Annotated in this window: 22 protein-coding genes and 1 pseudogene; 12 read left to right on the top strand and 11 right to left on the bottom strand. The window is 66.2% G+C overall.

Annotated features, from left to right (window positions below; all coding sequences use genetic code 11):
- Positions 1–25: 25 nt before the first annotated feature.
- Positions 26–1,534: an AMP-binding protein gene (locus AC1Q64_RS19895; protein ID WP_492252531.1), complete on the bottom strand. Its 1,509-nt coding sequence runs from the start codon at positions 1,532–1,534 to the stop codon at positions 26–28.
- Complete coding sequence (locus AC1Q64_RS19890) at positions 1,531–2,697, bottom strand: acetyl-CoA acetyltransferase (protein WP_291433061.1); 1,167 nt, start codon at positions 2,695–2,697, stop codon at positions 1,531–1,533. The genes AC1Q64_RS19895 and AC1Q64_RS19890 overlap by 4 nt, the downstream gene beginning before the upstream one ends.
- Positions 2,698–2,856: 159 nt before the next feature.
- Between AC1Q64_RS19890 and AC1Q64_RS19885 the strand changes: the two are divergent.
- From AC1Q64_RS19885 to AC1Q64_RS19875, 3 genes and pseudogenes are all read left to right on the top strand, one after another.
- Positions 2,857–3,933 (top strand): annotated as a pseudogene (locus AC1Q64_RS19885) (YcjF family protein); the annotation flags it as partial.
- Positions 3,934–4,135: 202 nt separating this feature from the next.
- Positions 4,136–5,461 carry an SPOR domain-containing protein gene (locus tag AC1Q64_RS19880; protein ID WP_492252530.1) on the top strand — a complete coding sequence of 442 codons (1,326 nt, stop codon included), beginning with the start codon at positions 4,136–4,138 and terminating at the stop codon, positions 5,459–5,461.
- Between the two features lie 115 nt (positions 5,462–5,576).
- Positions 5,577–6,329 (top strand): SGNH/GDSL hydrolase family protein, encoded by a 753-nt coding sequence (locus tag AC1Q64_RS19875; RefSeq protein WP_492252529.1) that lies wholly within the window; start codon positions 5,577–5,579, stop codon positions 6,327–6,329.
- 6 nt (positions 6,330–6,335) lie between these two features.
- Here AC1Q64_RS19875 and AC1Q64_RS19870 read toward each other — a convergent pair whose 3' ends face one another.
- Together AC1Q64_RS19870 and AC1Q64_RS19865 are read right to left on the bottom strand one after the other, a co-directional pair.
- A complete protein-coding gene (locus AC1Q64_RS19870) occupies positions 6,336–7,118 on the bottom strand; it encodes an alpha/beta fold hydrolase (protein ID WP_492252528.1) in 783 nt (260 codons plus the stop codon).
- Between the two features lies 1 nt (position 7,119).
- Positions 7,120–8,124 carry a M14 family zinc carboxypeptidase gene (locus AC1Q64_RS19865; RefSeq protein WP_291433066.1) on the bottom strand — a complete coding sequence of 335 codons (1,005 nt, stop codon included), beginning with the start codon at positions 8,122–8,124 and terminating at the stop codon, positions 7,120–7,122.
- A 185-nt stretch (positions 8,125–8,309) separates the two neighbouring features.
- Between AC1Q64_RS19865 and AC1Q64_RS19860 the strand changes: the two genes are divergently transcribed.
- The 4 genes from AC1Q64_RS19860 to AC1Q64_RS19845 all read left to right on the top strand — a co-directional run bounded on the left by AC1Q64_RS19860 (position 8,310) and on the right by AC1Q64_RS19845 (position 9,907).
- Positions 8,310–8,441, top strand: a complete 132-nt coding sequence (locus tag AC1Q64_RS19860; protein ID WP_291433067.1) for a hypothetical protein — start codon at positions 8,310–8,312, stop codon at positions 8,439–8,441.
- Positions 8,416–8,574 carry a hypothetical protein gene (locus AC1Q64_RS19855; protein WP_492252527.1) on the top strand — a complete coding sequence of 53 codons (159 nt, stop codon included), beginning with the start codon at positions 8,416–8,418 and terminating at the stop codon, positions 8,572–8,574. The genes AC1Q64_RS19860 and AC1Q64_RS19855 overlap by 26 nt, the downstream gene beginning before the upstream one ends.
- Positions 8,575–8,581: 7 nt before the next feature.
- On the top strand, positions 8,582–9,223 hold the full coding sequence (trhA, locus tag AC1Q64_RS19850) for a PAQR family membrane homeostasis protein TrhA (RefSeq protein WP_492252526.1): 642 nt from the start codon (positions 8,582–8,584) through the stop codon (positions 9,221–9,223).
- A 207-nt stretch (positions 9,224–9,430) separates the two neighbouring features.
- Complete coding sequence (locus AC1Q64_RS19845; protein WP_492252525.1) at positions 9,431–9,907, top strand: HU family DNA-binding protein; 477 nt, start codon at positions 9,431–9,433, stop codon at positions 9,905–9,907.
- Between the two features lie 99 nt (positions 9,908–10,006).
- Here AC1Q64_RS19845 and AC1Q64_RS19840 read toward each other — a convergent pair whose 3' ends face one another.
- The 3 genes from AC1Q64_RS19840 to AC1Q64_RS19830 are packed head-to-tail and all read right to left on the bottom strand — an operon-like array spanning position 10,007 to position 13,822.
- Positions 10,007–11,806 carry a feruloyl-CoA synthase gene (locus AC1Q64_RS19840; RefSeq protein WP_492252524.1) on the bottom strand — a complete coding sequence of 600 codons (1,800 nt, stop codon included), beginning with the start codon at positions 11,804–11,806 and terminating at the stop codon, positions 10,007–10,009.
- A gap of 47 nt (positions 11,807–11,853) precedes the next feature.
- Entirely contained in the window at positions 11,854–12,819 is a 966-nt protein-coding gene (locus tag AC1Q64_RS19835; RefSeq protein ID WP_492252523.1) for a 3-hydroxyacyl-CoA dehydrogenase NAD-binding domain-containing protein, read from the bottom strand.
- Positions 12,820–12,829: 10 nt separating this feature from the next.
- Complete coding sequence (locus AC1Q64_RS19830; RefSeq protein WP_291433085.1) at positions 12,830–13,822, bottom strand: Bug family tripartite tricarboxylate transporter substrate binding protein; 993 nt, start codon at positions 13,820–13,822, stop codon at positions 12,830–12,832.
- 138 nt (positions 13,823–13,960) lie between these two features.
- Here AC1Q64_RS19830 and AC1Q64_RS19825 point away from each other — a divergent pair, with 138 nt between their 5' ends.
- Positions 13,961–14,653 (top strand): Crp/Fnr family transcriptional regulator, encoded by a 693-nt coding sequence (locus AC1Q64_RS19825; RefSeq protein WP_492252522.1) that lies wholly within the window; start codon positions 13,961–13,963, stop codon positions 14,651–14,653.
- Between the two features lie 58 nt (positions 14,654–14,711).
- Here AC1Q64_RS19825 and AC1Q64_RS19820 read toward each other — a convergent pair whose 3' ends face one another.
- The 4 genes from AC1Q64_RS19820 to AC1Q64_RS19805 are packed head-to-tail and all read right to left on the bottom strand — an operon-like array spanning position 14,712 to position 19,215.
- Positions 14,712–15,542 carry an alpha/beta fold hydrolase gene (locus AC1Q64_RS19820; RefSeq protein WP_492252521.1) on the bottom strand — a complete coding sequence of 277 codons (831 nt, stop codon included), beginning with the start codon at positions 15,540–15,542 and terminating at the stop codon, positions 14,712–14,714.
- Positions 15,539–17,092, bottom strand: a complete 1,554-nt coding sequence (locus tag AC1Q64_RS19815; RefSeq protein WP_492252520.1) for a benzoate-CoA ligase family protein — start codon at positions 17,090–17,092, stop codon at positions 15,539–15,541. The genes AC1Q64_RS19820 and AC1Q64_RS19815 overlap by 4 nt, the downstream gene beginning before the upstream one ends.
- 48 nt (positions 17,093–17,140) lie before the next feature.
- Positions 17,141–18,691, bottom strand: a complete 1,551-nt coding sequence (locus AC1Q64_RS19810; protein ID WP_492252519.1) for a 3,4-dehydroadipyl-CoA semialdehyde dehydrogenase — start codon at positions 18,689–18,691, stop codon at positions 17,141–17,143.
- A 56-nt stretch (positions 18,692–18,747) separates the two neighbouring features.
- Positions 18,748–19,215: a 4-hydroxylaminobenzoate lyase gene (locus AC1Q64_RS19805; RefSeq protein ID WP_492252518.1), complete on the bottom strand. Its 468-nt coding sequence runs from the start codon at positions 19,213–19,215 to the stop codon at positions 18,748–18,750.
- 191 nt (positions 19,216–19,406) lie between these two features.
- On the opposite strand from AC1Q64_RS19805, the gene AC1Q64_RS19800 reads away from it, so the two are divergent.
- The 4 genes from AC1Q64_RS19800 to boxA all read left to right on the top strand — a co-directional run bounded on the left by AC1Q64_RS19800 (position 19,407) and on the right by boxA (position 25,183).
- Positions 19,407–20,348, top strand: coding sequence for a helix-turn-helix transcriptional regulator (locus tag AC1Q64_RS19800; protein WP_056746950.1), 942 nt, complete (start codon positions 19,407–19,409; stop codon positions 20,346–20,348).
- Between the two features lie 269 nt (positions 20,349–20,617).
- Positions 20,618–22,288, top strand: coding sequence for a 2,3-epoxybenzoyl-CoA dihydrolase (gene boxC, locus AC1Q64_RS19795; RefSeq protein ID WP_492252517.1), 1,671 nt, complete (start codon positions 20,618–20,620; stop codon positions 22,286–22,288).
- A 41-nt stretch (positions 22,289–22,329) separates the two neighbouring features.
- Positions 22,330–23,757, top strand: a complete 1,428-nt coding sequence (boxB, locus tag AC1Q64_RS19790; RefSeq protein WP_492252516.1) for a benzoyl-CoA 2,3-epoxidase subunit BoxB — start codon at positions 22,330–22,332, stop codon at positions 23,755–23,757.
- 148 nt (positions 23,758–23,905) lie between these two features.
- A complete protein-coding gene (gene boxA / locus AC1Q64_RS19785; RefSeq protein ID WP_492252515.1) occupies positions 23,906–25,183 on the top strand; it encodes a benzoyl-CoA 2,3-epoxidase subunit BoxA in 1,278 nt (425 codons plus the stop codon).
- Positions 25,184–25,187: the final 4 nt, after the last annotated feature.

The following is a 25,187-nucleotide window of genomic DNA, read 5'->3' as shown; positions in this document are numbered from 1 at the left end:
TTGAGCCAGTTTAGACGCCACGCACTTACGTCCCCCGCAACTCCGTCTTCAGCACCTTCCCATAACTGTTCTTCGGCAATGCCTCCACCCACCGGTATTCCTTCGGCCGCTTAAAGCGAGCAATGTGCTCCAGGCACAGCGCATCCAGCACGGCATCGGCCACCGCACCGCCCTCCTCCGCAACCAGGAAGGCCACCACCACCTCGCCCCACTCCGTATCGCGCTGCCCCACCACGGCGACCTCGCGCACCTGGGCGTGGAGCAGCAGCACCTCTTCGACCTCGCGCGGGTAGATGTTGCTGCCGCCGGAGATGATCACGTCCTTGGACCGGTCCTTGAGCGTGAGGAAGCCATCGGCATCCAGCGCGCCCATGTCGCCGGTGCAGAGCCAGCCGTCGCGCAGCGTCTGCGCCGTGGCGGTGGGGTTGTTCCAGTAGCCGGGCATCACGGTGTCGCCGCGCACCACCACCTCGCCGGTTTCGCCGATGGGCAGGGGCTGACCCGTGGCATCGACAACGCGCACCTCCACCAGTGACTGCGCCACGCCCACCGACACCATGCGCTCGGCCCAGCGCGGGTGGTCGCGGTCGGCCAGCTGGGCGCGCGGCAGGGCGGTGATGGTCATGGGGCTTTCGCCCTGGCCGTAGATCTGTGCAAAGCGGTTGCCCATCACGGCCAGAGCGTTGCGCAGGTCGTCGGCGTACATGGGGCCGCCGCCGTAGACGATGGTCTTGAAGCCTGAGACGTCGGCACCCGTGGCACGCACATGGTCCACCAGGCGGTGCACCATGGTGGGTGCTGCAAACAGCGTGAGCTGGCCCACGCTGGCCGCGAGCTGCACCAGTTCAGCCGGCTCGAACCCACCCGACAGCGGCACCACATGCCGCTCGCCGCGCAGCACCTGGGCGTAGTTGTAAAGCCCCGCGCCGTGCGACATGGGTGCTGCGTAGACCATGGCGTCGCCGGGCAGGATGTCGTCCACATCGGTGAAGTAGCAGGCCGTCATGGCCAACAGGTTGCGGTGGGTCTGCATCACACCCTTGGGTCGGCCGGTGGTGCCCGAGGTGTAGAACAGCGAGGCCACGTCATGCGGCGCGCGGTCGCACACGTCCATGGACGTGTGGGCGACTGCGGCGCGGTATGCGTCGGAGCCAAAGACCAGCACCGCGTTCTGCGGCGCCCCGGCCTCGCGCACGGCGGGTGCCAGCGCTTCAGAGGTCAGCACCACGCGCGCGCCAGAGTCAGCCAGCACGTAGGCGAGTTCTTTGGCATGCAGCTTGTAGTTGACCGGCACCGACACCGCCCCTGCCCACAGGATGGCGTGCAGGGCCTCCAGGTATTCGGGCGCATTGGCAGCGTAGATGGCCACGCGGTCGCCCGGGGCCACGCCACAGCGTGTACGCAGATGGGCGGCCAGCGCGGCGGTGCGCGCGGCCAGCGTGCCGTAGGTCCACAGCACCTGGTCGCCATGCAGCAGCGCGGGCTGGTGGGCGTACAGCAAGGCGCTGCGGCGCAGCAGGTGGGCGATGTTCATCGGGCGCGCTCCAGAATGCTCACGTAGTTGGCCACAGCCGAGCCGCCCATGTTGAACACGCCCGCCATCGTGGCACCGGACACCTGCAAATCGCCCGCCTCGCCCATGAGCTGCATGGCCGACACCACATGCATCGACACGCCGGTAGCGCCAATCGGGTGGCCCTTGGCCTTGAGCCCGCCCGAGGCGTTGACGGGCAGGCGACCACTGCGCAGCACGGTGCCATCCTCCAGCAGGCGGTGGCCCTGCCCCACAGGCGCCAGGCCCATGGCCTCGTACGTGAGCAGCTCGGCGATGGTGAAGCAGTCGTGCACCTCCGCCAGCGACAGGTCGTGCACCGCGCACCCTGCCTGCTGCAGCGCCTGCTGCCAGGCGCGCCGTGGCCCTTCAAAGTCCACCACCCGGCGGCGCGCCATGGGCAGGTAGTCGTTGACCTGCACCCGCGCCCGCAGGCGCACGGCGCGGGGGAAGTCGCCCACCGCATCATCGGTCGCCAGGATGAGCGCTGCGGCACCGTCGGAAACCAGCGAGCAGTCCGTCTTGCGCAGGGGCGCGGCAATCATCGGGTTGCGGTCGGACACGGTGTTGCAGAACTCGAAGCCCAGGTCCTTGCGCATGTGCGCCCAAGGGTTGAGTGCGCCGTTGGCGTGGTTCTTGGCGGCGATGCGTGCCAGGGTGGACGAGTGGTCGCCATGCGCCGCAAAGTAGTCCTGCGCGATGGAGCCAAAGATGCCCGGGAAGCCACCGGGCGGGTTACCCGCCTCGCCGGAGTAGCCACAGTCTCCCAGGATGCGCGTGGTCTCGGCGCCAGAGACGGCTGTCATTTTTTCGGCGCCGATGACGAGGGCGACCTGGGCGCGTCCGGCTTCGATCGCGTCACACGCGGCATAGAGGGCGGCCGAGCCGGACGCACAGGCGTTTTCCAGCCGGGTGGCGGGCTTCCAGCGCAGGGCGTCGTCGCACTGCAGGGCCAGCGACGAGGCAAACACATCGGGCGTGAAGCCGCCGTTGAGGTTGCCCAGCCACACGCCATCCACCACCGCACCGTCGATGCCCGCGTGCTGCAGGGCCTCGCGGCCTGCGCGCGTGATGAGGTCTTCGAGCCCCAGGCCGTCCAGCCGGCCAAACGGCAAATGTGCCCAACCCACGATCGCTACGCCCATGTCCATCCTCCGTTGATGTGCGCCATGACGGCGCGATGGCAAGCACTGTAGGCAAGCAACAGCCGTCCGCACAGTCGCCGAACTACCCAAGGGAAAACCCGAAGCCCTGGCACCACGCACAGCCCGCGCCATCAATCCCCCACACGCTGTGGCGTTGAAACCGCATTGCCTAGACTGCACCTAAGAACCTGTTCAAAAGCCACCGCACAACGCACTGCAAGCGGTGCGCTCCCCCTCCCCCCTTTATCCCGCACGACGACCATGACCCTGGACCAGCAAAAATCCATCCTCACCATCGCCCTTCTGGCAGCGTTTGCCGATGGCAACAAGGACGATGCCGAACGCGAAGAGATCCGCCGCATTGCCCAGTCGCTCGCGGGCGACGGGGGCGTGGCCGACCTGCCGCGCATCTACCAGGACGTGCTGCTGCAACGCACCAGCGTGCAGGCCGCCGTGCAGGGACTGAGCGAGCCCATGCACCGCCAGCTGGCCTACGAGATGGCTGTGTGCGTGTGTGATGTGGATGGCCGCCAGACAGCCGCGGAGCGCGATTTTCTGACCCGCCTCAAGGCGGCCCTGGAGCTGGGCGACCCGCAGACGGCAGCGTTTGACCAGCAAGCCGATGCGCTGGTGGACGTGGCCGAAAAGGCCGTGCCGATGGCGGTACCGGTGGCCACCGCTGCGGCAGCGCCTCTGGCCGCAGCAGTCGGTGCAGGCGCATCGGATGCAGAGCTGGACAAATCCATCCTGAACTATGCGCTGCTCAACGGCGCGCTGGAGCTGCTGCCGCAGTCATGGGCGTCGATGGCCATCATCCCGCTGCAGGTGAAGATGGTCTACGGGATTGGCAAGGCCCACGGGGTGGAGCTGGACCAAGGCCACATCAAGGAGTTCATCGCCGCTGCCGGCGTGGGCATGACGTCGCAGTACCTGGAGCAGTTTGGTCGCAAGCTACTGGGCGGCCTGCTGGGCAAGGTGGCGGGCCGCACCATCGGCGGGCTGGGCGGCGCCGCCACGGGCATGGCGTTTTCGTTTGCCACCACCTACGCGCTGGGGCAGGTAGCCAAGCGCTACTACGCAGGGGGGCGGGTCATGAGCACGGCCATGTTGCGCGAGACCTTTCAGGGCCTGCTCACGCCCGCCAAGCAATTGCAGACGCAGTATTTGCCCCAGATCCAGCAAAAGGCAGCCACACTGGACGCAGGCCAGATCATGGCCCTGGTGCGGGGCGCATGATGAATGCTATGTAATTTATAGCTTCCGGCGCTTATTCAACTAGCGCTTGCGGCCAATTTGTCTCAAAAAATGCCCTACAGCCACGCGGGGCCTGCCCGGACGCCCTGGAACGCGTCGCCACGCGCCGCACACCCGTTGCCGTCGCGCTGCACCTTGCGACACAACAGGTAACACACCGCTCGGTGCGTGACAGAATCCGACCATGCTCGACCACACGGATCCTGTCGCCTCCATCATCCCGGCCATGTCGCTCGATTCACCGTCCGACAACGCCATGGCGGCCATGTCGCGCCTGGCCCTGGGGCCCGTGAACACGGATTACTACCTGAAGGTGTTCGAGCGCTTTGACGACACCGGCCGCACAACCACCACCTGGAACTGGGCCGCCTGCCTGTACACCCTGAACTGGATGCTGTTTCGCCAGCTGTGGGGCGCCGCGCTGGTCTATGTGGCAGCGGTCGAGGGGCTAGCACTGATCGTGTTTGGCGTTGGCCGCTCGTTCTTGCACTGGCCCGTGGGCATTGAACTGGGGGTGCTGGGCGCATTTGCGGTGCTGGCGTTTGCGGTGCCAGGGCTGTATGGCAACGCCATCCTGTACGCCGACATCCGCAAACGCATTGCACGCGCGCTGGCAGCGTCGCGCACCTTGCCCGAGGCCTGTGCTCTGCTTGAAAAGCAGGCCAGCTCGCGCAAGCGGCTGCAGGTGCTGGTGCTGGCGAACGTGGTGCTGGGCCTGGCCGCACTGATCGCCTACCTGACGCTGTCCCCGTCAGACGTGAAGCCCCTGGCGCTGGAACCCGCCGTCACAGTGGCGCAGGCCACGGCAGCAGCCCAGGCGGCATCTGCCACCAAGCCTGTGGGGGCCTTGCCAGCGCCCGAAGCCGAAGGGGCGCCCACGCCGCCTACGCCTGCGCCCGAGGTGGCAGCGGAACCACCGACTGCACCCACACCTGCCCCCCAGGCTCCTGCTGCTGCAGCACCGAAGCCTGCGCCTGTGGCATCGGTACCTTTGGCTGTCGCACCCGCTCCTGCCACCGCTGCTGTCCAAAAATCGGCCGAGCCCCCAGCTCCAGCGCCGTCCGCATCGGCCACGGCCTCCACCCCGGCCGCCAAAGCGTCCACACCCAAGTCAGCCACGCCAGCCGCATCGACCCGCGCACCAACGCCTGCGGCCAGCGCCACTGCTACCGCCCCTGCACGCCGCGATGCCGCCAGCCGCGCAGCAGCCACCACCAAGCCCAAGGCACCGGCCGCAAAGGCGCCCTCCGCTGATACCGCGCTGCCCACGGTAGGCACTGCCCCAGGCTACTACATCAACGTGGGCCTGTTTGCCGAAGAAGCCAACGCCCGCAAGACCCAGGCGCGCCTGCTCAACGAAGGCCTGCCCGCGTTTCGCCAGGAGCTGAACAATGCCAAGGGCCGCCGCATCCGCGTACGGGTGGGGCCCTACGCCAACCGCGCCCAGGCCGATGCGGCTGCAGAGGCGATCCGGGCCATGGCGCTGGACGCCGTCGTGTTCAAGCAATAACGACCCACAGCCGCGCGGCGTGGCTCTGTCCTACGCATGCCAATGCCCAGCGCCGACGCAGGGTCGCCTGGTCTGCGGGTAGGCTGTTCCCAGAGCAACTTTGGGCGCCCCCACGATGACGCGACAGACTTCCCCGCACCAAAACTCCACCCGCCGGTGGGCTACCCTGGCAGCGGTGGCTGCAGGCGTGCTGCTGCTCACCGGCTGTGCCCCCTGGCGCATGTGGATCGCCGCCGACCTGGCCCGCGATGCCCGTCCCTACACCGCTCAACCACCACACCCGACGCATCGTGTGCTGGTGGTGGGCGACAGCACGGCAGTGGGCACTGGTGCCAACACGGCTGCAGACAGCCTGCCAGGGCGCATAGGCCAGAACCACCCCCAGTGGCGCATCGACAACCTGGCGGCCAACGGCGCCAAGTTTGGCGATGTGGTGCAGCAGCTGGAGCGCGCTACCAGCGGCTATGACCTGGTGCTGGTGCTGGCGGGGGGCAATGACGTCATCCGCTTCACCCCCGAAGACACGCTGCGCGCCCAGATGCAGCAGGCCGTGGCCCTGGCGCGCCAGAAGGGGCAGCAGGTGGTGCTGATGCCTTGTGGCAACGTGGGCCACGCGCCCTTTTTTGTGCCGCCCCTGTCATGGGCCATGTCGCGCCGGTCCGAGGCACTGCATGCGCTGGCGCGGGAGACAGCCAGCGCGCAGCAGGTGCACTACGTGCGCTTGCTCAAGCCGCGCGACCAGGACCCGTTCGTGACCCGCAGCCAGGAGCTGAACGCCGCCGACGGCCTGCACCCCAGCAGCGCGGGCTATGTGGAGTGGTACCGCGAGCTGGTAGCGCAGGGCGCGTTGAACGACCTCGCACAGTAGCCCCCGTTATCCAGCGGTGGCCCCGCCACACGATAGCCAACGCAACACGGCGTCCATGACCCACTGAGGGTCGTCCAGCGGCAGGTCGTGCCCCGCCCACGGATGCAGCTGCAGCGGCAGCCCCCAGGCGCGCGCAATGGCTTGCGAGCATTGGCTGGACACGAGCTGGTCCTGCAGGCTGCCCAGCAGCAACAACTGGTCTGCGGGCGCTGTAGCAGGCGCACGATAGCGCGCAGCAGCCACCAGCTGGCGCAGCGCGTTGTGTGCCGATACAGGCCTTAGCCTGCGCACAGCGGCCCACTGCGCCACCAAGGAGCCTGGGGGTGATGCACTGCGGCTGGTGATCTGCCACACTACCTCCTCCGCCGGCTCGGCAGATCGCCACAGACGCGCCAGCCGCATCAATGGCACCAGGTTGTGCACACGCAGTCGGTGCCAGAATGGGCTGAACGGCCGCAGGCTGGTGTTGATGAGCACGCAGCCCGCCACCTCATGGGGCGCCACGCGTGCCCATTCGGTGGCCACCATCGCCCCGAGCGACATGGCCAGCAGGTGGTAGGGCGGCGCAATGGCTCGCCGCGCCAGCTCCGCGCGGCAGGCCTGCACCATGCCCTGCACCGACAGAGGTGATGTCAGGCGGTGGAACTCGCCATTTCCCGGCAGGTCCAGCGCCAGCACCTGGTCGCCAGGCACCGCCTGCGCAAAACCCTCGGCAAACGCGCCCCAGTGCGCGGCCTCGCGCGTCAGCCCGCGCAGCAGGATCCATTGGCGTGGTGAGCGCGCTGACATCTCAGTACCACGCAGCCAGGGCATCGGCACGGCGCTGGGCCCGCTGATCGGGCGCAGGCACCCAGCGCGTGTGGCTGCAGGCTGCGCGCGACAGAAAGTCGAGCAACGACAAGTGCCGCCGCAGCACCCGCTGCTGGCGGTGGTTGATGAGCGGGTTGAAGATGCCGTTGCGCGAGAACAGCTGGCGCGGATTCTTCTTGATCCACAGCCACGAACCCATCTCAAGAGTCAGCGGCAAAAAGGTATGCGCAGGTACATCGCGGCAGGCCTGCAGGTACAGGTGGTCCCACAGGTCGCCATGGGCCAGGTACTGTGCGCTCTGCGGCTCGATGATGTACTGGTGGTTGCTGTGCGCCTGCAGAAAAATGTCCTGCAGCGCATGCAGCTCTGCCAGGTGCGGGATGGGCCGGCGCGTGTGGGCAAACGGAAACCACAGCCGGTCCTTCACCCCGAAGCCCGAGTGGCAGTCCAGCGCAATGCTGAAAGGCCGCGCCAGCAGCTGCTGGGCCACCACGTCGCACAGCGCCTGGCTCTCGGCCTCCATAGGCTCACCCAGCCGCCCCCGGTACCAGGGCAGCCCCGCGCTGACGCGCTGTCCACCAATGCCCCAGGGCACCGGGTCCACCGCATCGACGGGTGCGTTGCGCATCAGGTCCACCCCACGCGGGTTGGCGCGCGTGGCAGACCACATGCCACCCGGGTTGACGATGGGCATGAAGACCAGGCGCACCCGCTCCAGCTGCTGGTGCAAGGTGGTGTCCCACTGCAGTCGCATGACCACGTTTTGCAGGTAGGCAATGACCACCTCTGCACCAATGCGCTCCAGCCCATGCACGCCGCCAAAGAACCCTACGGCGGGCACGTCCAGCGCAGGGTTGCCCAGCCCGATGGCATAGATGGGAAAGTGCGGACCCGATGCCACAGACACCTGTTGGACGACCTGTACCTGCAGATGGGGCGCGCCCAGCTCCAGGATTTTTTCCAGCGCCGCAAGCTCGGGCAGCATGTTCAATGGGTGGGATATCGGTAGGTGGGGCACGCCACAGCGCGTACCAAGCGGCGAGGATAGCGCTCGCCGCCCAGCGCGAACAGCGGCGCAGCCAGTCTGTGGGGTTTGTGCGAACCGACGCGAAACCGTCACACAAGGGCGCTAACTTGCCTGCAGTCACCACCCCTTGGAAGAGGCGCAACATGCTCTGGAAACTGTTCGGACTGCAGCGGCTGCTCGATGAGCTGTTCGATGAACGCGGGTGGCTGAGCCTGGACCTGCCCCGCACCGCTGGCTGGGACCACGACGATGTACCCGCCCCCGCGCAAGACTGAGGCCTACCGCTGGGCCATGGGCAGGGCCATGCTCGCCTGCGCGTTGGCCTGGGGGGTGGTGGAGTTTCTGGCTTTGCAACGCGCACGCTGGCAGCTGTGGCGCGAGCGGCTGCACACACCAGCTCACCACTAGGGTCTCCATGAACGACCGGCCGCAGGACCCACACGAGGAGATGGCCAACAGTGCGCTGCACGGCGCAGCGCTGATTGGCGCTTGCCTCGCAGTGCCCCAACTGCTGAGGTCAGCCCCCTCCGCGCATCCTGCAGCCATAGGGGGTGTGCTGGTGTTTGCGGGCACCATGGCGCTGCTGTATGGCGCGTCCACCCTGTACCACGCACTGCCGCCGGGGCGAGCCAAGCAATGGGCGCTGCGGCTGGACCATGCGGCGATCCACCTGTTCATCGCGGGCAGCTTCACACCGTTTGCGTTGAGTGCGCCCGGCCACATGCACGACATCACCGCCCTAGCCCTGGTGTGGCTGGCCGCCCTCGCAGGCTGCTGGCTCCAGCTGCGCGCAAGGCGCGCAGCGCCCTGGCTGTCAACGGCCTTGTATGTGGTGTTGGGCTGGGTGGCGCTGCTGGCGGCCTTGCCCCTGATGGCCCATGTGCCCCCCGTGAGTGCGGCCTGGCTGGTCATCGGCGGGGCCGCGTACACGGCGGGTGTGGTGTTTTTTGTGATGGACACCGTGGTGCGCTATGCCCACGCCGTGTGGCATGGCTGGGTCATCGCGGGCACGGGCTGCCACGTGATCGCTGTGCTGGGCCTGCAGGCGGCAGCTTAGCCACGCAGACAACAGCGGGGCGCAAAGGGCGCTCCTGCAACGACTTCGCGGGCCCTGCGCAAGCAGTTGGCACCGCACCCATGCGACGGCTGCAAACACCTGCAGCACGCAGGCACTATCGCGTCTGGCGTTATCGCACCTAAAATCGTGCAGGTCCTCGCCCGCAGAGGCAGGGCCCATCGTCACTCCAATCAACGAAAAAACATCATGGCAACTGCAAAGAAAACTCCCGCTCCCGCAAAGAAGGTGGCCGTCAAGGCCGCAGCACCAGCCGCCAAGAAGGCAGCACCTGCAGCCAAAAAGGCTGCGCCTGCCGCCAAGAAAGCAGCCGCCCCCGCCGCCAAGCCCGTGGTCGCTGCTGCAGCCCTGAAGCCCATCAAGGCCGCCTTCAACAAGACCACGCTGGTCGCCCACCTGGCCGAACAGTCGGGCGTGGAGCCCAAGGCCGCCAAGGCCGTGCTGGCTGCGCTGGAAGCCGCCATCCTGGGCTCGGTGCACAAGAAGGGCTCTGGCGAGTTCACGCTGCCAGGCGTGCTCAAGATCGGCCTGCAGCAAGTGCCCGCCAAGAAGAAGCGTTTTGGCAAGGACCCGTTCACGGGTGAAGAGCGCTGGTTCCCCGCCAAGCCCGCCTCGGTCAAGATCAAGACCCGCGCCCTGAAGAAGCTCAAGGACGCAACCGCCTGATGCACCCAGCGCCGCAAGGCGCCTGCGTCAGTACCAGGGGCCGCAAGGCCCCTGTTTCATTGGTGGGGCACGAAGACGCTCCCACCAAGCCCTGCGCGCTCAGACCATGATGACGCCCGTAGCGACAGGGCTGGCATACAGCGCCTGCACCGCCGCCGCGCGGCGTGAGAGAACTGCTCCCTGGTTGATGTAGCCCTTGTCCGTGATCTCCCCGGCATCTGCATCGGGCGCTGTGGTCATCACCATGGCCCGTGTGGGGCACTGCGAAGACCCCGCGCCCGCATCGCGGCGCGCACGCATCACGGCTTGCAGCGCCTGCGTCAGCTGCGCAGCGTCGGTCGCGCCAGCAGCGGACGGAAACACCAGCATGCCCACCTCATCGCGGTCATGCCCGGTGAGCACGATGTCCTGGACCAGCGGCGCCAGTTGCGACACCAGCTCCACCCGCAACGTGCCCACCGACACCCAGCTGCCGCTGGACAGCTTGAAATCCTCCGCCACGCGCCCGTTGAAAACCACGCCTTTGTCTGGCTGCTCCGCGTCCACCAGATAGCCCGCGTCGCCGATGCGGTAGAACCCCTCGTGATCGAACGCGGCCACCGTTTCGCGCGGCGCATTGCGGTAGCCCGCGAACACCGACACGCCACGAACCCGCATCTCCAGCTTGCCGCCGTTGGGCACCAGCTTCAGCTCCAGCCCTGGCAAGGGTGCACCAATACAGCCCGCGCCTTCAAGGTGCCAGTGCGCGGTGGTGACGGCAGGTGCTGTCTCTGTGGATCCCCACGATGTCGTGAGCCACAGCGGCTGGGCGGGGCGCACGCGCCGCGCAACGGCCTGCAAGCGCTGCCAGGTCGATGGAGCCAGCGCCGCCGCCGCATAGAAGGCCAGCCGCATGCGCGCCAGCACGTCGGCGGCCAGGCTATCGTCGGCTTCCAGAAACGGCAGCAGCATGTCAAAGCCCCGAGGCACGTTGAACAGCATGGTGGGCTGCACCTCGCGCAGGTTGCGCACCGTCTTGTCGATGAGCCCCGGCACCGGCCGCCCCTCGTCGATGTAGAGCGTGCCGCCGTGGCACAGCACCATGTTGAGGTTGTGGTTGCCACCAAAGGTATGGCTCCAGGGCAACCAGTCCACCAGCACTGGCTTTTCGTGCTCCAGAAAGCGCCACGCCTGGGCCATCATCTGCTGGTTGGCGCAGAGCATGCGGTGGGTGTTGATGACCACCTTGGGCCGACCGGTGGAGCCGGAGGTGAGCAGGTATTTGGCATGGTCATCAGGCAGCAGCGCCTGCATCGCCTGCTGCACCCAGGGTGTCTCTTGCCCGGCGAGCATGTGCTCCCAGGGCAGCGCCCCAGGACACGTGGAGGCATTGCGGCTGAACACCCGCACGGCATCGGTGGCCCAGCCTTGCAGGGCTGCCGCATAGACGCTGGCATCGGACGCATAGATCAGGCTGGGCTCCAGCACCGACAGCATGCTGTGCAGGCGGCTGTGGTCCTGGGAGCGTGCATATGCACTCGACAACGAACAGGGTGTGATGCCCACATGCATGGCCGCCAGCATGAGCACCGCATGGTCCACCGCGTTGTCGGACAGGATGGCAATGGGCCGCCCGGCTGGCAACCCCAGGTCCAGCAGCGACTGGGCCACGGCGCCCACCTGGCGGCGCAGTTGGGCATAGGTCAGGCTGCGCCAGCCTTCTGCGCCGTCGTCCCGTTCGGCCAGCGCCAGGGCATCTGGCGTCTCTCGCGCCCAGCGCTCCAGCCACTCCCCCACACAGCGCGCATAGGGTTGCAACGCCATGGGAGAGCGCAGCGTGAAGGAACCATCGTCAAACTGGGTGCGCACAGCGCGCGCAGGGGCAATCTGGCGCTCGTCATCAAGAAAGGCTGGGTACATAGTGGGTCTCGGGAACGATGGAGGTTCAAAACAGGGGACGCTGTGCCTCAGGTGTGCAGATCGGGATCGGGCTTGCTCAACAGGCCGGACGCCTGCTTGGCGCGCAGCAACTCAATGAGCAAGGCATCTCGCGCACGGGCCAGATCGCTGGCTTGGCGCGTGCCCAGCGCCTGTGCGACGCCTTCGGTCACCTGGCGCTGCAAGGTTTCGGTCATGGACGGCGTGCCCAGGTCCTGCCACCAGCTTTCGATGGGACCGCCCAGGTGGGCCAGCAGGTGGGCAATGCCACCTTCTCCGCCCGACAGGTGCAGGTTCATGAACGGCCCCATCAGCGCCCACCGCAAGCCGGGGCCCTGGGAGATGGCTGTGTCGATGTCTTCCACAGTGGCTACGCCCTGGTCCACCAAGTGAAACGCCTCACGCCACAGCGCAGCCTGCAGGCGGTTGGCAATGTGCCCCTTGATCTCACGCCGCACCTGGATGGGTCGCTTGCCAATGCGGGCGTAGAACGCCATGGCATCGGCCACCGCCTGGGGCGTGGTGCGCGCTCCGCCGCCCACTTCGACCAGCGGGATCATGTGCGGCGGATTGAACGGGTGGCCCAGCACCACGCGCCCGGGATGTGCGCAATCCTTCTGCATGTCCGTCACCGCCAGCCCCGAAGAACTGGAGGCCAGCACCACATGCGCCGGGGTTGCTGCATCCATGCGGCGGAACAGGTCCACCTTGAAGTCGAGTCGCTCGGGCCCGTTCTCCTGGACAAAGTCGGCCTGCGCCAGAGCATCTTCCAGCCGCACATGAAAGTGCAGACGCTCCTGGCTTGCCCCCGATGCAAGCCCCTGCTGAGCCAGCGTCACCCAATGCGAGGCGACGGCGTCCCGCAGTCGCTGCTCCGCCCCCGGCGACGGGTCGGTGGCATCCACGTCCAAACCCCGCGCCAGAAAGTACGCGGCCCAGCTCGCGCCAATGGTGCCGGTGGCCACCACAGCCACGCGCTTCACGGTGTGTGCCATGGGGAATCTTTCAAGACTCGGCCGTGAAGCCGACCTTCTTCACCAGCGGCCCCCAGCGCTCGTATTCAGCCTGTTGCGAGGCCAGCATCTCTGCAGGCGTAGAGCCCTTGGCGATGAGCCCCACCACGGCGAGGCTGTCCATAACGGCCTTGTCCTTAATCGCTGCGTTGATGGCTGCATTGGCGGCAGCCACCACGGCCGCTGGCGTGCGGGCCGGAGCGTAAAAGCCGAACCATTCCTCGGTCGTGAGTTCTGGAAAGCCCTGCTCTGCAAACGTGGGGACTTCGGGCGAAAACGGAGAGCGCCCCTGGCCCGAGGTGGCGATCAGCCGCAGCTTGCCCGCCTTGTGGTTGGGAATGAAGTCTCCGCTGGGCGTGACCATCGACGCGATCTGCCCGCCCACCACATCGGTGACGCCCGGGATGGAACCGCGGTACGGCACATGCTTGAGGTCCACGCCGTTGTTCAAGCCCAGCAGCGCACCGATGAAGTGCGGCGTGGAGCCTGCTGCGGGTGAGCCGTAGTTCGCCTGCCCGGGGTTGGCCTTGGCCCAGGCCAGAAAGTCCTTCACCGTCTTGACGGAGGCCGGCACCAGCGGCCCCACGGCCAGACCATGGTGCATGACGGCGCCGATGGACACCGGCACAAAGTCCTTGGCCGGGTCGTAGCTCAGGCGGCTGTAAATGTGCGGGTAGATGGACGTGCACGAAAACGGCGACAGCGTGAGCACGCTGCCATCGGCGGGCGCCCCCTTGAGCGACTCCAGCGCGATGCGGCCGCCCGCGCCGGGCTTGTTTTCCACCACCGCGGGGCTGCGGGTGTAGGGCGATCCCGCCAGTTTCTCGCCCACCCTGCGCGCCACGCTGTCGCCCGCGCTGCCTGCGGGAAAGCCGTAAAAGATCTTGACCTGGTCGATGGTCTGCGCCCAGGCGGCCAGCGGCGACAAGGCCCCCAGCGCAGAGGCGCAACCGACGTGGTGCATGAACTGGCGGCGGGTGTGCATCATCATGTGTCTCCTGTGGATGGAGCAGCCATTATTTTTTGACGCCCTTGCACATTCAGTCATCGCGATGACATTTGGACTCAGGGAATACGCGCACGCGCCTGTACAGCACACAGTGGCGCAGGAGACACTCTCACCATGTTGGTCAAACTGGCGCCCCCTACCCTCACCGATCTGCTGCTGCACTCTGCCTGGTTCCCGGCCCTGGATAGCGCCGCCCAGCAGCGGGTGATGGACGACGTGCGCGAGGTCGAAGTGCCCCAGGGCGGCGAGCTGTGCCGGCGCGGCCATACCCCGGTGCACTGGTATGGCGCCATCGAGGGGCTGCTGAAGTGGACCGTGACCTCGGGGGATGGCCGCTCGGTCACGCTCGGCGGACTGTCGGCGGGAAGCTGGTTTGGCGAGGGCACCTTGCTGCGCGGCACGCCCCGCACGGCCGACGTGATCGCACTGCGCCCCAGCCGCGTTGCGCTGGTGCCGATGGAAACTTTTGAATGGCTGCACTCCACGCAGCGCAGCTTTGACCACTTTCTGCTGCGCCAGATCAACGAACGCATGCACTGGTTTCTGGGCAACTTTACGGCCCACCATTTGCTCGATACCGACAGCCAGGTGGCCCGCGCGCTGGCAGGCCTGTTCCACCCCTGGCTGCACCCGGGGAGCGATACGCACTTGCAGGTGTCGCAAGAAGAAATTGCCAATCTCTCGGGCGTATCACGCCAGCGCTGCAACGCGGCGTTGAAGCGGCTGCAGGCCGCTGGCCTGCTGGAGATCGAATACGGCGGCATCACCGTGACTGACCTGGAAGGCCTGCGGCGCCAGGTGGAATAGCTCCTTTTTGGGCGTCATTGGGTGCATGGGCGACCGCCCGCTACTGCACCATCTGCCGCTATCTGGGCGAGTGGTGCGCTTGGATGAAGGCGACCGCAGCGGCCATCACCGCACCAGGCTGGTCGCGGTGCGGAGAGTGCGCGCAGTCCGGCAATTCCAGCAGCCGGGTGCCTGGCACCCGTTGGGCAATGCCCCGGATCTGGGCCAGGGTGCCGTACTCGTCATCACAGCCCTGGATGGCCAGCACGGGGGCGCGGATCAGGGCGACCTCCGGCTCGATGTTCCACGCACGGAACGCCGGGTCCAGCCAGACGCGGTTCCAGCCCCAGAAGGCCGAATCCCCATCGTCGTGGTAGCGCGCCAGCTTGTGGCGCAGATCGGTCTGTTCGTAAGCGTCCCGCGCGCGTTCGATGTTTTGCACCGTCACGTCTTCCACAAAGATGTGCGGGGCCATCACCACCAGCCCTTGCACACGCTGCGGCCAGCGTGCAGCCAGCAACAGGGCAATCGATGCGCCATCGCTGTGGCCAAAGAGCCAGGGGGCCTCCTGCACTCCCAGTGCATAGAGGAATGCGGGCACCACCTCGTGTGCCTGCTGGTGCATGAAGTCCACGCCCCACACCTCGTCCGCGCCCCGGGGGGTGGACCGACCATAAGCAGGACGGGAGAACACCAGCCCCCGAAACCCGCCTGCATCGCACAGCTGGCGCGGGAAGTCCTTCCACATCGCCACGGAGCCCAGGCCCTCATGCAGGAACACCACCAAGGGGGCAGTGCTGCGCTCGGGGGCTATCCACTGGTACTCGATATGGACCATACGGTTGCGCCAGCGCACTGGCACATGCTCTGTGCGCCCCCCGGGGCTGGGTGCAACGCCGTTGGCACTCACGCCCGCTGCTCCCGTTCGCGCAGCCGAAAGCGCTGGATCTTGCCGGTGGCCGTCTTGGGCAGCTCGGGCAAGAATTCGATCAGACGCGGGTACTTGTAGGGCGCAAGGCGTTCCTTCACAAAGGCCTTGAGTTCATCCGGTGTGACCGCCTGCCCATCTTTGAGCACCACAAACGCCTTGGTCTTGGTCAGGCCATCGGCATCCTGCGTGCCGACCACGGCCGCCTCCAGCACGGAGGTGTGCTGCATCAGCGTGGCCTCCACCTCGAAGGGGGAAACGTAAATGCCGCTGACCTTGAGCATGTCGTCGCTGCGCCCGGCGTAGGTGTAGTAACCCTCGGCATCGCGCACATATTTGTCGCCGCTTTTGGTCCACGCGCCCTGGAACGTCTCGCGGGTCTTGGCGCGGTTGTTCCAGTACATCAGAGCTGCACTGGGGCCCTGGATGTAGAGATCGCCAATTTCGCCCTGCAGCACCTCGCTGCCATCTTCACCACGCAGGGATATCTCGTACCCGGGCACCGGTTTGCCCGTGGTGCCGTAGCGCACATCGCCAGGGCGGTTGGACAGGAAGATGTGCAGCATCTCTGTCGAGCCAATGCCATCAATGATGTCGCAACCGAAATGGTCCTTGAAGCGCTGCGCAATCTCGGCCGGCAGCGCCTCGCCAGCAGACGAGCACATGCGCAGCGCCACCGCACTTCGGGAAGGCAGGCGGGGCGAGGCCAGCATGCCGGCAAAACCGGTGGGCGCCCCAAAGAACACCGTGGGCTGGTGGCGCGTCCAGCGCTCGAAGGTGGCGTCTGGCGTGGGTCGCTCGGCCATCAGCACCACTGTGGCGCCCACTGACAACGGGAAGGTCAGGCTGTTACCCAGCCCATACGCAAAGTAGAGCTTGGCGGCTGAAAAGCACACATCCTTGTCGGTCAGGCCCAGCACCGCCTTGCCATACAGCTCGGCCGTCCACCACAGGCTGCCCTGCGTGTGCACCGTGCCCTTGGGCTTGCCCGTGGAGCCCGAGGAATACAGCCAGAACCCAGGCTCATCAGGTCCAGTGCGCGCGGGTGCGCTCAGCGCGGGGGTGTTGGCAATGGCGGCCTGCATGTCCACAGCCCCAGCACCCAGCATGCCTTGCGGCTGCGACACCACGCACACACCCACCTCGTTGTTGGGCGCTGCAGCCAACGCCTCATTCAGCACGGGCAATAGCGCACCGGAGACCAGCGCTGCCCGCGCGCAGCAGTGCGTGAGCATATAGGCGTAGTCGTCTGCCTTGAGCAAGGTGTTGACCGCCACAGGCACCACACCCGCGTACAGGCAACCCAGAAACGCCACGGGCCAATCGCTGGTGTCCAGCATCAGCAGCAGCACGCGCTCCTCTCTGCGCACACCAGCGTTGACCAGCACTGCCGCCAGGCGCCGTGCGCGGTCTTCCAGCGCGCTGTAGCTCAGGGTCCCCTGGTCGTCGATGTAGGCGATGCGGTCACCCCGCGCGCGGTTGAGCGCAAACAGATGCTCTGCAAAATTGAACTGTTCCGGAAGGCTGTTCATGGGGTGTCTCCGTCGCGATGGCGTTGTCGTTGTATGTGGGTACGGGGGTCAGCAGCCCAGCGCCGCGAGCACTTCAGGGCTGGCCTGCACCGCACTGCGCTGGTGGTAAAAGTCCAGCGCCCGCAAACCGCCCAGCTCGGCACCACCACCGGCCCGGCCGGGCCCGCCGTGCAGCGACATGGGCATGACATTGCCGTGGCCCGTGTGCACAGTGGCCACGGTCGGCGTCACCACGTGCACACGGCCATTGCTCGCAGCCAGCGCTACGGCGGCCTGGGCCAGTGCCTTGTCGTCGGCGCCATATAGCGATGTCACCAGCGAGCCCTGCCCACGCTGCGCAAGGGCCAGCGCATGGGCCAGGTCGTTGTAGGGCAGCAAGGTGGCCACCGGTCCAAACACCTCCACGTCATGAACGATGGAGGCCTTGTCGGCATCGCGCGCGCCCAGCAGCACCGGGCCGACGCAGGCGGCCACTGCAGGGTCGGCATCGACCAGCGGCCGCATTCGGCCGTCATACACAACGTCGGTATGGGCCCCCAGGGCGGCAATGCCTTTCTGCACCCCATCGAACTGCACGCGGCTGACCAGCGAACCCATGCGCACTTCCGGGTTACGGGGGTTGCCCACCACCACGCTGGCCAGCTGGGCGCTGACAGCCTCTGCCACCGCAGCGTACGACGCAGCGGGGACCAGGATGCGGCGGATCGCGGTGCACTTCTGGCCTGACTTGACGGTCATCTCGCGGACGACTTCGCGCACCAGCAGGTCAAAGGCCGAACTGCCCGGCGCCGCGTCGGGCATCAGCAGCGCAGCGTTGAGGCTGTCCGCCTCAATGTTGGCGCGCACCGAGCGCTGCGCCACCGCCGGATGCGCGCGGACAACGCCCGCCGTCTCGGCAGAGCCGGTGAACGACACCACATCAAAGGGTCGCAGCGCATCCATCAGTCCCGCCGAGCTTCCCGCGATGATCGACAGTGCACCGGCGGGCAACACCCCTGCGTTCACCACGTCCTGCACCATGCGCTGGGTCAGCCATGCCGTGGATGTGCCTGGCTTGACGATGACCGGCATGCCCGAAAGCAAGGCGGGCGCGGCTTTTTCCCACAGGCCCCAAGCTGGAAAGTTGAACGCGTTGATGCACAGCGCCACCCCTGGCCTCGGCACCTGCAGGTGCTGCGACTGAAAGACCGGTTCCTTGCCCAGCCTGACCGCGTCCCCGTCGCGCAGCACGCGTACGTCGCCCAGCGCCTCACCCCATTTGGCGTATTGGCCGAGCGTGAAGATGCCGCCGTCGATGTCCACCGCAGAGTCCGTCTTGACGGTGCCGGAATTGGCGGTGGCGATGTCGTAGTAGCTGTCGCGGTGCGCCTGCAGCACCTTGGCGACCGCGCCGAGCATGGCGGCCCGCTCACGATAGGTGGCAGCGCGCAGCGCAGCCCCCCCCTGTTCGCGGGCAAACGCAAAGGCCTCGGGCAGATTCAACCCCGTGGCGTCCACCCGCACCAGGGCGGCGCCCAGCACAGGATCGCGCAGCTCAGTGCCGGGCCCCGTTCCGTGTTGCCAGCGGCCGGCAACGTGGTTGGCGAGCAATTCAGTCATGCAGTCGTTCTTTCAGAGCAAGAGGGTCCATGGGGGGAGCAGCGCAGGCGCCAGCCCTAGCGGGTGAACTGGATCTGCCCTTCGGGCAACAGGTACAAAACCAGCGCCCTGCCGCGCGCCACCGAAGGGTGGTGGGCACTGCCGGGCGGGTAGACGCACCAGCCGGCAGGGTGGCCGTCAAACAACGCCTCCCCCTCCAGTGGCATGATCAAATCGATTTCGCCCTGCGGGTGGGTGTGGTGGGGGCCAGCAATGTTTTGCATGTCCACCACGTCCACAGAAAAACGGTGCAAGGCATCTTCGGGCTTGAACACACGGCCATAGCGGATGCCGCCGCCTTCGCGTTCACACAGCCAGCCTTCACGTGCGCCCTGAATGCACGCCTCCCGCAAGCGCTGGTAGGTCGCACTGGTGGGGCCGTGCGCGGTGTTCAGCCATTGCGCCAGAGCGGCATCCAGGGGTTTGCCAGCGAGCTGGGCGGTCACATCAACCAAGGCTTCGTGAAATGCAGTTTTGTCGGACATGGGCAGTGGGTGCAGCTAGAGTCGGGGCCCAATCTGCACCGTTTTTGATCCACCGCCTTGCGCGCATCCAAAACATGCAGTATTTTGCCAATTGATGAACCATAGTTACCTCAAAGATCCATGTCAAGCACTATAGTGCATGAATGGCGTTTTCCCTGAGAAGACCAGGGCGCTCCATGAAAAGGATGGGTATGAATGAAACAGAAACGGCGGGGCTGCTCGCACCTGCCTCCGCGCAGGAGGGTGCGCAGTCATCGGCAGAGGAGCCCAAGAACCCTCTTCTGGTGTCGCTGGGCGAGCGCGTTCGCAATCTGCGTGCACAGCGGGGCCTGACCCGCAAGGCGGTAGCGGTGGCCGCCGACGTGTCGGAGCGCCACCTGGCCAACCTGGAGTACGGCACGGGCAACGCCTCCATCCTTGTGCTGCAGCAGGTGGCCCATGCGCTGCACTGCTCGCTGGCGGAGCTCGTGGGCGATTTCACGACGCAATCGCCCGAATGGCTGCTGATCCGAGAACTGCTGGAACACCGCAGCGAGCCCGAACTGCGGCGTGCCCGCCTGGCGTTGCACGAGCTGCTGAGTGGGGGGCACAACGACGCAGCAAGGCACCGCCGTATTGCGCTGGTGGGTCTGCGGGGGGCGGGCAAATCCACCCTGGGGCCGCTGCTGGCGCGCGAGCTGGATGTTCCTTTCATTGAACTGAGCCGCGCCATCGAGGCCCTCGCCGGGTGCAGCGTGCGCGAAATCCACGACCTGTACGGCACCACCGCCTACCGCCGCTACGAGCGCAGGGCGTTGGAAGAGACCATCCAGATCCACAGCGAGGTGGTCATTGCCACGCCGGGTGGCATTGTGTCGGACCCCGCCACTTTCAACGAGCTGCTGGCCCATTGCACCACCGTGTGGTTACGGGCCGCGCCCGAGGAACACATGGGGCGTGTGGTGGCACAGGGCGACATGCGCCCGATGGCCGCCAGCAAGGAGGCCATGGATGACCTCAAGCGCATCCTGGACGGGCGCGCTGCTTTCTATTCCAAGGCCGAAATCACGGTGGATACCTCCGGCCAGACCCCCGAGCAGAGCCTGCAGACCTTGAGTGCCAGCGTGCGCAAGGCCATGGCCCGCGTGGCGTAAAAACCTGCACCCGGTCTGAACGGCTGCAGCCCGGACATCGGCGCCGCAGCACCCACGCCCATCCCGGCACAGCACAGCGCCCGCCACCACGGCGGCCTGTGCAGCTCGCCCCCTCCCAATCGACCCCTGCGCAGCCCTCAGCAGCGCTGCCCGTCTACCCGAATGCCATCGGCAAAAAAATGCATTGACACACCGAAAGACATGCATGATGATGCACATCAACAGCGAAATACAAGCACTATATTGCATTAATTCTCCACGGAGACCTCATGGCAGACCTCACCCACGTTCCCGAACGCGTTGACTACCGCACTGATCCCACGCAGTACCGCCACTGGACCTTGTCGGTCGAGGGTTCCATTGCGCGGCTGTCCCTCGACATTGCAGAGGACGGCGGGATCCGTCCTGGCTACAAGCTCAAGCTCAACAGCTACGACCTGGGGGTGGACATTGAGCTGCATGACGCGCTCAACCGCATCCGCTTCGAGCACCCCAACGTGCGCAGCGTCATCGTCACCAGTGGCAAGGACCGTATCTTTTGCTCGGGCGCCAACATCTTCATGCTGGGTGTGTCCAGCCATGCCTGGAAGGTCAACTTCTGCAAGTTCACCAACGAGACGCGCAACGGCATTGAAGACTCCTCCAAACACTCGGGCCTCAAGTTCATTGCGGCGGTGAATGGCGCCTGCGCAGGCGGCGGCTATGAGCTGGCACTGGCGTGCGATGAAATCATCCTGGTCGATGACCGGTCGTCTGCCGTGTCGCTGCCCGAAGTGCCTTTGCTGGGCGTGTTGCCCGGCACCGGTGGGCTGACACGTGTCACGGACAAGCGCCACGTGCGGCACGATCTGGCCGACATCTTCTGCACCAGCGTGGAGGGTGTGCGTGGCCAGCGCGCGGTGGACTGGCGCCTGGTGGACCGTATCGCCAAGCCCGCACAATTTGCCGCCACGGTGCAAGAGCGCGCCGCCGCCCATGCACAGACCAGCACCCGCCCCGGCAGCGCACAAGGCATTGCCCTGCCACGCGTGGAACGGCAGGACCATGCCGACGGCATGCGCTACCAGCACGTGACGGTGGACATCGACCGCGCACGGCGCACGGCCACGCTGTGTATCCGCGCCCCCGAGGGAGCGCAGCCCGCAGACACGGCAGCCATTGAAGCAGCGGGCGCCGCCTGGTGGCCACTGGCACTGGCCCGCGAGCTGGACGACGCCATCCTGAACCTGCGCACCAACGAACTGGACATTGGCACCTGGCTGCTGAAGACCGAAGGGGATGCGCAGGCGGTGCTGGCCAGCGATGCCATCTTGCTCGCGCATCAGGACCACTGGCTGGTGCGCGAGACCATCGGTGCGCTGCGACGCACGTTTGCCCGTCTGGATGTGTCCTCACGCAGCCTCTTCGCGCTGATCGAGACGGGATCGGCTTTTGCCGGCACCCTCGCTGAACTGGCCTTAGCGGCAGACCGCACCTACATGCTGGCCCTGCCCGACGCGCCAGAGGAGGCCCCAACGCTCACCCTGAACGCATTCAACTTTGGCCTGCTGCCCATGGTGAATGACCAAAGCCGCTTGCAGCGCCGCTTCTATGAAGAGGCGGGCCCGCTGGAAGCGGTCCGGGCTGCCGCGGGCCGGCCGCTGGACGCAGACAGCGCACTGGCGCTGGGCCTGGTCACGGCAGCCCCCGACGACATCGACTGGGCCGACGAAATCCGTATCGCCATTGAAGAACGCGCCGCCATGTCGCCCGATGCACTGACCGGCCTGGAAGCCAACCTGCGCTTTGCCAGCAGGGAGAACATGAACACCCGCATCTTCGGGCGCCTGACCGCGTGGCAGAACTGGATCTTCAACCGCCCCAACGCCGTGGGCGAGAAGGGCGCGCTCAAGGTTTACGGCACCGGCCAGAAGGCCGGGTTTGACCAGACGCGCGTCTGACCCCCTGCCCTGCATTCGATTTCCATCCAGAGGAGCACCCCATGAGCACCATCAACTACAGCGAGAAGATTCCTAACAACGTGAACCTGGGCGAAGACCGCACGTTGCAGCGCGCGCTAGAAGGCTGGCAGCCCAACTTCATCAACTGGTGGGACGACGTGGGTCCCGAGGGCTCCACCAACCATGAGGTCTATCTGCGCACCGCAGTGAGCGTGGACCCGAACGGCTGGGCCCAGTTCGGCCACGTGAAGATGCGCGACTACCGCTGGGGCATCTTTTTGAATCCGGGCGACAACAACCGAGAGATCCACTTTGGCGACCACAAGGGCGAAAAAGCCTGGCAGGACGTGCCCGGCGAGCACCGCGCCAATCTGCGCCGCATCATCGTGACCCAGGGCGACACGGAGCCTGCCTCGGTCGAGCAGCAGCGCCACCTGGGCCTGACAGCGCCCAGCATGTACGACCTGCGCAACCTGTTCCAGATCAATGTGGAAGAGGGCCGCCACCTGTGGGCCATGGTGTACCTGCTGCACAAGCACTTCGGCCGCGACGGCCGCGAGGAAGCAGAAGCGCTGCTGCAGCGCCAGTCCGGCGACGAGAACAACCCGCGCATCCTGGGCGCGTTCAATGAAAAGACGCCGGATTGGCTGGCGTTTTTCATGTTCACCTACTTCACCGACCGTGACGGCAAGTTCCAGCTCTCGGCCCTGGCAGAGAGCGCTTTTGACCCGCTGGCGCGTACCACCAAGTTCATGCTGACCGAAGAGGCCCACCACATGTTTGTGGGCGAAAGCGGCATCTCGCGCGTGCTGTCGCGCACCGCACAGGTGATGAACGACCTCAAGACCGACGACCCTGCCAAGGTGCGTGCGGCTGGCGCCATCGACCTGCCCACCATCCAGCGCTACCTCAACTTCCACTACAGCGTGACCATCGACCTGTTCGGCGCTGACCAGTCCAGCAACGCCGCCACGTTCTACAGCTCGGGCCTCAAGGGTCGCTACGAAGAAGGAAAACGCACGGACGATCATGTGCTCAAGGGCCAGACGTACAAGGTGCTGGAGGTCAAGGACGGACAGCTGCTGGAAAAAGAAGTGTCCATGCTCAACGCGCTGAACGAAGTGCTGCGCGACGACTTCATCAAGGACTCCATGGCGGGCGTGGGCCGTTGGAACAAGGTGCTGGAGAAGGCGGGCGTCCCCACCCGTCTGGTGGTCCCCCACAAAGCCTTCAATCGCCAGATCGGCGCGCTGGCGGGCATCAAGATGTCGCCCGACGGCCGCGTGGTGAGCGAGGCAGAATGGACCGCACGCAAGGCCGAGTGGCTGCCCACGCCGGAAGACTTCGCGTTTGTGGCGTCGTTGATGGGCCGTGTGGTCGAGCCGGGCAAGTTCGCTGGCTGGATCGCGCCCCCCGTCATGGGCATCAACCGCCAGCCGGTGGATTTTGAGTACGTGCGTTTTAATTGATCGCCGCTGAGTTGCCCGTGCCGCATTCGCCCTTGGCAAGATGGCACGAGCGGCACGGCGAAGCGGGCTCTGCGTTGTCGCACACCGAATGCCTCCACTGTATGCAAGGTCCCAGCACTGGTAGCCGGATATTGCTAGAAGAATGAATATGGACACCCACACGCTGATCGACAACGGCATCCTGAAGCAGCATCTGATCGACCCGGAGATCTGCATTCGCTGCAACACCTGCGAGGCCACCTGTCCGGTCAACGCGATCACGCACGACGACAATAACTACGTGGTGCGAGCCGATGTGTGCAACGGCTGCATGGCCTGCATCTCGCCCTGCCCCACGGGTTCCATCGATAACTGGCGTGCGGTGCCAGTAGCCCGCGCCTACACCGTTGAGGAACAGTTCAGCTGGGAAGAACTGCCGGGCGAGCTTGCCCCCCATGAACTGGTCGCAGCAGGCGGAGAGCCCGCCACAGAGGTGGCGGCGCTGCAGCAAGCCCCCGAAGCGCCTGCTGAGCCGGGCACGCAGGTGTTTCGCTCCGCCCAGTACGGAGCCACGGTACCGCCCTGGTCTGCAGCCCATCCCTACACCAATCTTTTTCCGCCCAAAAACCCGACCACAGCCACCGTGGTCGGCAACTTCAATTGCACCGAGGCGGGTTTTGAGAGCGAGACCCACCATGTGGTGCTCGATTTCGGCAGCATGCCGTTCCCCGTGCTGGAAGGGCAATCGATTGGCATCATCCCGCCGGGCGCCGATGCGCTGGGCAAACCCCATCACGCGCGCCAATACTCGGTGGCCAGCCCGCGCAACGGCGAACGCCCCGGCTACAACAACTTGGCGCTGACCGTGAAGCGCGTGACCGTGGACCACGATGGCAACCCTGTGCGAGGCGTTGCCTCCAACTTCGTTTGCGATCTGAAGGTGGGCGACAAGGTGCAGGTGGTGGGGCCGTTCGGCAGCAGCTTCCTCACGCCCAACCACCCGCGATCGCACATCGTGATGATCTGCACCGGCACCGGCAGCGCTCCCATGCGCGCCATGACCGAGTGGCGACGCAGGCTACGCAACAGCGGCAAGTTTGAGGGCGGCAAGCTCCTGCTGTTCTTCGGCGCACGCACGGAGCAGGAACTGCCCTACTTCGGCCCCCTACAAAGCCTGCCCAAGGATTTCATCGACATCAACCTGGCTTTCTCCCGCACGCCCGGGCAGCCTAAGCGCTATGTGCAAGACCTGATGCGTGAGCGCGCCGCCGACCTGCTGGCCCTGCTGCGCGATGACAACAGCCACTTCTACGTCTGCGGCCTCAAGGGCATGGAAGAAGGCGTGGTGATGGCGCTGCGTGACATCGCCCAGGAGGCGGGGCTGAGCTGGGACGCCCTGGGTGGGACGCTTCAGCTCGAAGGGCGACTGCATCTGGAGACGTACTGAGGCT

Source organism: Acidovorax sp. GW835-FHT14G06 (genome assembly GCF_058793595.1).
Note: the sequence above shows the minus strand (reverse complement) of the source record. Positions and strands in the feature narration are given on the sequence as shown.

What these genes read in the sequence shown, in the direction of transcription:
- AC1Q64_RS19805 (WP_492252518.1), bottom strand. Translation starts at nt 19,215, where the DNA reads ATGTCCGACAAAACTGCATTTCACGAAGCCTTGGTTGATGTGACCGCC.
- AC1Q64_RS19830 (WP_291433085.1), bottom strand. Translation starts at nt 13,822, where the DNA reads ATGCACACCCGCCGCCAGTTCATGCACCACGTCGGTTGCGCCTCTGCG.
- boxA (WP_492252515.1), top strand. Translation starts at nt 23,906, where the DNA reads ATGGACACCCACACGCTGATCGACAACGGCATCCTGAAGCAGCATCTG.
- AC1Q64_RS19810 (WP_492252519.1), bottom strand. Translation starts at nt 18,691, where the DNA reads ATGACTGAATTGCTCGCCAACCACGTTGCCGGCCGCTGGCAACACGGA.
- boxB (WP_492252516.1), top strand. Translation starts at nt 22,330, where the DNA reads ATGAGCACCATCAACTACAGCGAGAAGATTCCTAACAACGTGAACCTG.
- boxC (WP_492252517.1), top strand. Translation starts at nt 20,618, where the DNA reads ATGGCAGACCTCACCCACGTTCCCGAACGCGTTGACTACCGCACTGAT.
- AC1Q64_RS19880 (WP_492252530.1), top strand. Translation starts at nt 4,136, where the DNA reads ATGCTCGACCACACGGATCCTGTCGCCTCCATCATCCCGGCCATGTCG.
- AC1Q64_RS19845 (WP_492252525.1), top strand. Translation starts at nt 9,431, where the DNA reads ATGGCAACTGCAAAGAAAACTCCCGCTCCCGCAAAGAAGGTGGCCGTC.
- AC1Q64_RS19860 (WP_291433067.1), top strand. Translation starts at nt 8,310, where the DNA reads ATGCTCTGGAAACTGTTCGGACTGCAGCGGCTGCTCGATGAGCTGTTC.
- AC1Q64_RS19855 (WP_492252527.1), top strand. Translation starts at nt 8,416, where the DNA reads ATGTACCCGCCCCCGCGCAAGACTGAGGCCTACCGCTGGGCCATGGGC.
- AC1Q64_RS19870 (WP_492252528.1), bottom strand. Translation starts at nt 7,118, where the DNA reads ATGTCAGCGCGCTCACCACGCCAATGGATCCTGCTGCGCGGGCTGACG.
- AC1Q64_RS19865 (WP_291433066.1), bottom strand. Translation starts at nt 8,124, where the DNA reads ATGCTGCCCGAGCTTGCGGCGCTGGAAAAAATCCTGGAGCTGGGCGCG.
- AC1Q64_RS19875 (WP_492252529.1), top strand. Translation starts at nt 5,577, where the DNA reads ATGACGCGACAGACTTCCCCGCACCAAAACTCCACCCGCCGGTGGGCT.
- AC1Q64_RS19815 (WP_492252520.1), bottom strand. Translation starts at nt 17,092, where the DNA reads ATGAACAGCCTTCCGGAACAGTTCAATTTTGCAGAGCATCTGTTTGCG.
- trhA (WP_492252526.1), top strand. Translation starts at nt 8,582, where the DNA reads ATGAACGACCGGCCGCAGGACCCACACGAGGAGATGGCCAACAGTGCG.
- AC1Q64_RS19800 (WP_056746950.1), top strand. Translation starts at nt 19,407, where the DNA reads ATGAATGAAACAGAAACGGCGGGGCTGCTCGCACCTGCCTCCGCGCAG.
- AC1Q64_RS19890 (WP_291433061.1), bottom strand. Translation starts at nt 2,697, where the DNA reads ATGGGCGTAGCGATCGTGGGTTGGGCACATTTGCCGTTTGGCCGGCTG.
- AC1Q64_RS19840 (WP_492252524.1), bottom strand. Translation starts at nt 11,806, where the DNA reads ATGTACCCAGCCTTTCTTGATGACGAGCGCCAGATTGCCCCTGCGCGC.
- AC1Q64_RS19895 (WP_492252531.1), bottom strand. Translation starts at nt 1,534, where the DNA reads ATGAACATCGCCCACCTGCTGCGCCGCAGCGCCTTGCTGTACGCCCAC.
- AC1Q64_RS19835 (WP_492252523.1), bottom strand. Translation starts at nt 12,819, where the DNA reads ATGGCACACACCGTGAAGCGCGTGGCTGTGGTGGCCACCGGCACCATT.
- AC1Q64_RS19825 (WP_492252522.1), top strand. Translation starts at nt 13,961, where the DNA reads ATGTTGGTCAAACTGGCGCCCCCTACCCTCACCGATCTGCTGCTGCAC.